At 46.0% G+C, this 713-nt stretch carries 2 protein-coding genes; both read left to right on the top strand.

Annotation, left to right across the window (positions count from 1 at the left end):
* Positions 1-189 (top strand): hypothetical protein (locus tag ACKWMY_RS28240; protein ID WP_337050198.1); only part of this gene is annotated, 189 nt, incomplete at its 5' end.
* Positions 146-604, top strand: coding sequence for an IS200/IS605-like element IS1541C family transposase (gene tnpA, locus ACKWMY_RS28235; protein WP_024531425.1), 459 nt, complete (start codon positions 146-148; stop codon positions 602-604). The genes ACKWMY_RS28240 and tnpA, both read left to right, overlap by 44 nt.
* The last annotated feature ends 109 nt before the right edge of the window (positions 605-713 follow it).

Raw genomic sequence — 713 nt, 5'->3', positions numbered from 1 at the left:
TTGTGCACAGAAAACCTCCAGCTAGGCTGGAGGTTCCGTAAAGCTTTCAGCTTTGAGCCAGTTATAAAAACCCCTTTTGATTTGTTAAAACAGTTTGCGGTCTGGCAACTGCAAAGGTTCAACAAGAAATCAAAAGGGGGTCCCTATGAGGGACGAAAAGAGCTTAGCGCACACGCGATGGAACTGTAAATATCACATAGTATTTGCGCCGAAGTACCGAAGAAAGGTGTTCTACGGGGAAAAGCGTAAAGCGATTGGCAGTATCTTAAGAAAGCTGTGCGAATGGAAAAACGTGAATATTCTGGAAGCGGAATGTTGTGTGGATCACATCCATATGCTTCTGGAAATCCCGCCCAAGATGAGTGTGTCGGGCTTTATGGGATACCTGAAGGGAAAGAGTAGCCTGATGCTTTATGAGCAGTTTGGCGATTTGAAGTTCAAATACCGTAACAGGGAGTTCTGGTGCCGAGGGTATTACGTTGATACGGTTGGTAAAAATACAGCCAGGATACAAGAATACATAAAGCACCAACTGGAAGAGGATAAAATGGGTGAGCAGTTGTCGATCCCCTATCCGGGTAGCCCGTTCACGGGCAGTAAGTAATCCATAAATGCAAATGTCAGATCGCAATGCGCCTGTTAGGGCGCGGCTGGCAACAGAGCCTTATAGGCGCATATGAAAAACCTCCGGCTATGCCGGAGGATATTTATTT

The organism is Serratia sp. J2 (assembly GCF_046269175.1).
GTDB classification, from domain to species: domain Bacteria; phylum Pseudomonadota; class Gammaproteobacteria; order Enterobacterales; family Enterobacteriaceae; genus Chania; species Chania fonticola_C.
This window is presented reverse-complemented; position numbering and strand designations above follow the sequence as displayed.

Coding starts and splice junctions, on each gene's coding strand:
- tnpA (WP_024531425.1), top strand. CDS start 146: ATGAGGGACGAAAAGAGCTTAGCGCACACGCGATGGAACTGTAAATAT.